This window comes from Sphingobacterium sp. UBA7253 (assembly GCF_002472745.1).
GTDB classification, from domain to species: domain Bacteria; phylum Bacteroidota; class Bacteroidia; order Sphingobacteriales; family Sphingobacteriaceae; genus Sphingobacterium; species Sphingobacterium siyangense.
Genome location: NZ_DKSP01000097.1, coordinates 1 through 4,193 on the forward strand (window position 1 = coordinate 1; position 4,193 = coordinate 4,193).

Below are 4,193 nucleotides of genomic sequence, written 5' to 3' on the forward strand. Positions count from 1 at the left end.
TTTGTTTTACGGTTTCATTCCCCGCTTGCTCGTTGATATCGGAGACAACGACTTTTGCACCTTCTTTACCATAAGCCAATGCAACTGCCAGTCCGATCCCCGAACCCGCCCCTGTTACTAAAGCTACTTTATCTGCTAAAATTTTCATATGATATAAATTTTATGATACAGACAATTTACTAAAAGCAATGCGGAATCAAGTCAAAAAGGCCACTTACTTCAATTAAAACGAAACTAAAATGACATTTCTCGGCGGCTTAGTTCTGTAGCTGCGGATATTTTTTATATAATCTATCCAAAAACAAACGCCCCATCAATTGAAGCCTCGCCTGTGTTTCGAACATACCTGAACCTGGAGAAATAATACCATGTGGCATACGCTGAACAGTGCCGTAATAAATAATATCGAGCCCATTTCCATTGACGTCAAGATGCATTTTCTTAGGTTTCAAGCCCATGACAGAGCCCATGCGTGTTACTTTTTCAGAATTAGTAATCTGCGCAGTTCGCGCATCGAGCAAGGTTTCATGATCAAAAACCAAATGATCTCTCACCTCACCCTCATCAAAAAATACGTAATGCAACTCGTTGTTGCTAAGCACCAGATAAGAAGCGTTATCCCGTTCATTATAACGAGCCTTTACACCTACAGCCGCCCAAGCAACAGTCTTGGCCGCTGTAGCTGCAGCTGAAGCAACTTTGTCGCCAACTGTTGCAATATACGCGCATTGCGTAAAGGCGTCGATCGGAGCGCCGTTCAACTGTTTTCTTAATTCACTAAATTCATCACTTAACAATTCATCCTTTACGCCTGGAGCTAGGGCAATCCCGGATTCACCTTCATACTTTTTGGCCGTCTCCTTTTGCTTTTTCATCATCATAAGAGAAATGAATACGCAAGCCACAACGATAACGGCAAAAATACCAATGTACAACATCATAAAATAAAATTTAGAATGGGTTTATAATTCAATAAAAAGTCCAAAAAGTGAACAACCTATTCAGGTTTCCTCTTTCTGGCACGATCGGCCGCAAAAATTTTGCCAGACTAAAGAATTTTATCCGGGTAGTGAATATTATTTAAAGCTGTCTGGTGCATATCAACCCAAATATCATTGTTTGACTGCTGTATAAGCCAATTTGGAGAGCTTCGCATGTCGGCATCCTCATCATTATTGTAAATGGATGGAAAATCAGACTCTTTGGCCCTAAGCAAAACAACGATCGTACCAGCCATGAGCAAAGGGATATCACCCAAAACGAGATTATAAAAACCATCTTCAAGCAATCCTGGACTAAAACGCTGTAAACTGTCATAACTACGTTCTAATTTGCCAATCAATTTTTCCAGTTCATGCGGATAATGAACCTCAACATAAGACTCAAACAAAGCCGAGCCTTTATTGTAGAATCCCGCTTTCATGAGGTTTAATGCTTCATTTCTATAAACCTGCAACCATCGATCCGAAGCAAGATCATGGTATTGCGCATCCGCCTCTTTACCATCACGTTTCAAGGCCCAAAGCTTAAGCTGCTCAAGCCGCTCCGTTGTTTCCATTCCATTTTTTTCCATAAGGCTATCGCTCCCGCTCTTTAAGTTCCATTTGTAATAGAATATCCCGCTTCTTACCTTCAATTAAAGACAAATTGCCTGCAACAAAAACACCTTTCTGTCCCGAATTTTTGCTAATACCATACACCGACGATTCATCATCAGGATCTGATGCACCTTCATAGCGAAATAAGTAGTCAATTCTGTACTGATCTGCATGAGCCAACAAATCGTCAAATTCAATATTATAATCTATCGTGTAACCTAAGTTGTTTAACTTTTCCAAGGCAACACTTGCAGAGGAGTATCCATGCATTCTTTCCATAGTTGATTGTTCTAAATCCGATCTAAATTCTAATTTTTATTATAAAACGATTGACAAAAGAGTTTTGTTTTCCGCAATTTGAAATAGTTTATTCGAAATCATATTTCTACTTTTGTGCTACCAAACACGATGAAATATGGCAAATCTAGCAGCACCAGCGTATCAGCATACACCTCAACTCGCTTTTCAACGATTACTCGATGTCTTATATACCTTACGGATTGAATGTCCCTGGGATAAAAAACAGACCATGGAATCCCTTCGACATTTGACCATGGAGGAAATGTATGAATTAACCGACGCCATTTTGGAAAAAGATTATCCAGAAATCAAAAAAGAGCTTGGTGACGTCTTGATGCATCTTGTATTCTATGCCCGCATTGCCGAAGAAGACGGACATTTCAACATCGTAGACGTACTCAATGCAATCTGTGATAAATTGATTACGCGCCATCCCCACATCTACGGCGACACCAGTGCTGATACAGAAGATCAAGTCAAATCCAATTGGGAAACAATCAAGCTCAAAGAAGGCAATACATCTGTTCTTTCCGGCGTGCCGAAAGGCCTACCCGCTTTGGTAAAGGCCTATCGTATCCAAGATAAAGTTCGCGGTGTCGGCTTTGACTGGGAAGATAAGAAACAAGTATGGGAAAAAGTAGAGGAAGAGCTTGCCGAATTTAAAGCAGAATTTAATCTGGAGACAGCACTTCCTATGGATCAGGAAAAAGCAGAAGGGGAATTTGGCGACCTCTTATTCTCCTTAATAAATTATGCACGGCATATTGGTATCAATCCTGAAAATGCTCTAGAACGCACCAACAAAAAATTCATTGAGCGATTTACCTATTTAGAACAAAAAGCCGCTGAAAATAAGCAGCTGCTGCAGGAAATGAGTTTAGAAGAAATGGACGTTTATTGGAATGAAGCTAAAAAATTAAAAAAATAAAGCAATTCCTAAAAAGGGAGTCACCGACCGAATTTAATTCGACTTTGTCAAATTTATGCGTAAATTCGCAGGAATATGGAAACAGTTGTTAGCGGTATCAGAAGTACCGGAAAATTACATTTAGGAAATTACTACGGCGCATTGAGCAATTTTGTGAAAATGCAAAACGAATATAATTGCTTTTTTTTCATTGCGGATTTACATTCACTAACGACCCACCCCACTCCTCATGGACTTCAGGGAACGGTTCGCCAAGTTATTGTTGAATATCTAGCTGCAGGAATAGACCCCGAAAAATCGACTATTTACGTTCAATCAGATGTTCCAGAAGTTGCGGAACTCTATCTATACATGAATATGAATGCCTATCTCGGCGAGCTTGAACGTGCTACAGCATTTAAGGATAAAGTTAGAAGCAATCCCGACAATGTTAACGCAGGTTTATTGACCTATCCGGTCTTGATGGCCTGTGATATATTGATTCACCATGGCACAAAAGTTCCAGTAGGAAAAGATCAGGAACAACATTTGGAGATGACGCGGACTTTTGGCAATCGCTTCAATCGCTTATACAACGTAGATTATTTTAAAGAAGCATTTGCATTCTCCTATTCCGACAAATTGGTGAAAGTTCCCGGACTTGCAGGCCAGGGAAAAATGGGTAAATCCAATGGTGAGGCAGATTGTATTTATCTATCGGATAGTGAAACCGTAATTCGTAAAAAGGTGATGCGTGCTGTATCCGATTCTGGCCCAACTGAGATGAACCAGCCTAAGCCTGAAGCTATCCAAAATCTTTTTGATTTAATGAAGGTCGTATCTACTGCAGATACGTTACAGCATTTTGATGAACTCTATAACAAATGTGAAATTCGTTATGGTGATTTCAAAAAACAATTGGCAGAAGATATGGTACTTGCAACCAACGATGTACGCTCCCGTATTGAGGATATATCAAACGATGATGCATACATTGCTAAAGTTGCAAAAATGGGCGCTGAAAAAGCAAGCGAATCTGCGCACAAGACACTGAAAGAGGTTCGTGAGATTATTGGTATTAAAAGATTTTATTAAGCTAGAAATAATATGCACATCGCTATCGTTGGAAATATAGGTGCCGGCAAAACAACGTTGACCGAAATGTTGGCCAGTCACTTTAAATTTGAACCTCAGTTTGAAGCTGTAGACAACAATCCTTATCTGGAAGATTTTTATTCGGACATGAAACGCTGGGCATTCAATCTTCAGATTTTTTTCCTCAACAGTCGCTTTAGACATATTGTAAAATTGCAGGAAACTGGCATTGATATGATTCAGGATCGTACCATTTATGAAGATGCTTATATCTTTGCCGAAAACTTGTATGT

Annotated in this window: 7 protein-coding genes; 3 read left to right on the forward strand and 4 right to left on the reverse strand. The window is 39.6% G+C overall.

Features of this window, described 5'->3' with window-relative positions; all coding sequences use genetic code 11:
- The 4 genes from B2X72_RS09385 to B2X72_RS09400 all read right to left on the reverse strand — a co-directional run.
- Nucleotides 1-148, reverse strand: a 148-nt coding sequence (locus B2X72_RS09385; protein ID WP_286849320.1) for an SDR family NAD(P)-dependent oxidoreductase, incomplete at its 3' end; no start/stop codon positions are given.
- Nucleotides 149-257: 109 nt separating this feature from the next.
- On the reverse strand, nt 258-941 hold the full coding sequence (locus B2X72_RS09390) for a hypothetical protein (protein ID WP_147420923.1): 684 nt from the start codon (nt 939-941) through the stop codon (nt 258-260).
- Nucleotides 942-1,048: 107 nt separating this feature from the next.
- A complete protein-coding gene (locus B2X72_RS09395; RefSeq protein WP_286709504.1) occupies nt 1,049-1,573 on the reverse strand; it encodes a hypothetical protein in 525 nt (174 codons plus the stop codon).
- A gap of 4 nt (nt 1,574-1,577) precedes the next feature.
- Nucleotides 1,578-1,877 (reverse strand): hypothetical protein, encoded by a 300-nt coding sequence (locus tag B2X72_RS09400; RefSeq protein ID WP_153848806.1) that lies wholly within the window; start codon nt 1,875-1,877, stop codon nt 1,578-1,580.
- A 136-nt stretch (nt 1,878-2,013) separates the two neighbouring features.
- On the opposite strand from B2X72_RS09400, the gene mazG reads away from it, so the two are divergent.
- The 3 genes from mazG to B2X72_RS09415 all read left to right on the forward strand — a co-directional run.
- Nucleotides 2,014-2,826, forward strand: coding sequence for a nucleoside triphosphate pyrophosphohydrolase (mazG, locus tag B2X72_RS09405; protein WP_286834872.1), 813 nt, complete (start codon nt 2,014-2,016; stop codon nt 2,824-2,826).
- Nucleotides 2,827-2,901: 75 nt separating this feature from the next.
- Nucleotides 2,902-3,900 (forward strand): tryptophan--tRNA ligase, encoded by a 999-nt coding sequence (gene trpS / locus B2X72_RS09410; protein ID WP_088161124.1) that lies wholly within the window; start codon nt 2,902-2,904, stop codon nt 3,898-3,900.
- Nucleotides 3,901-3,912: 12 nt separating this feature from the next.
- Nucleotides 3,913-4,193, forward strand: a 281-nt coding sequence (locus B2X72_RS09415) for a deoxynucleoside kinase (RefSeq protein WP_286849318.1), incomplete at its 3' end; no start/stop codon positions are given.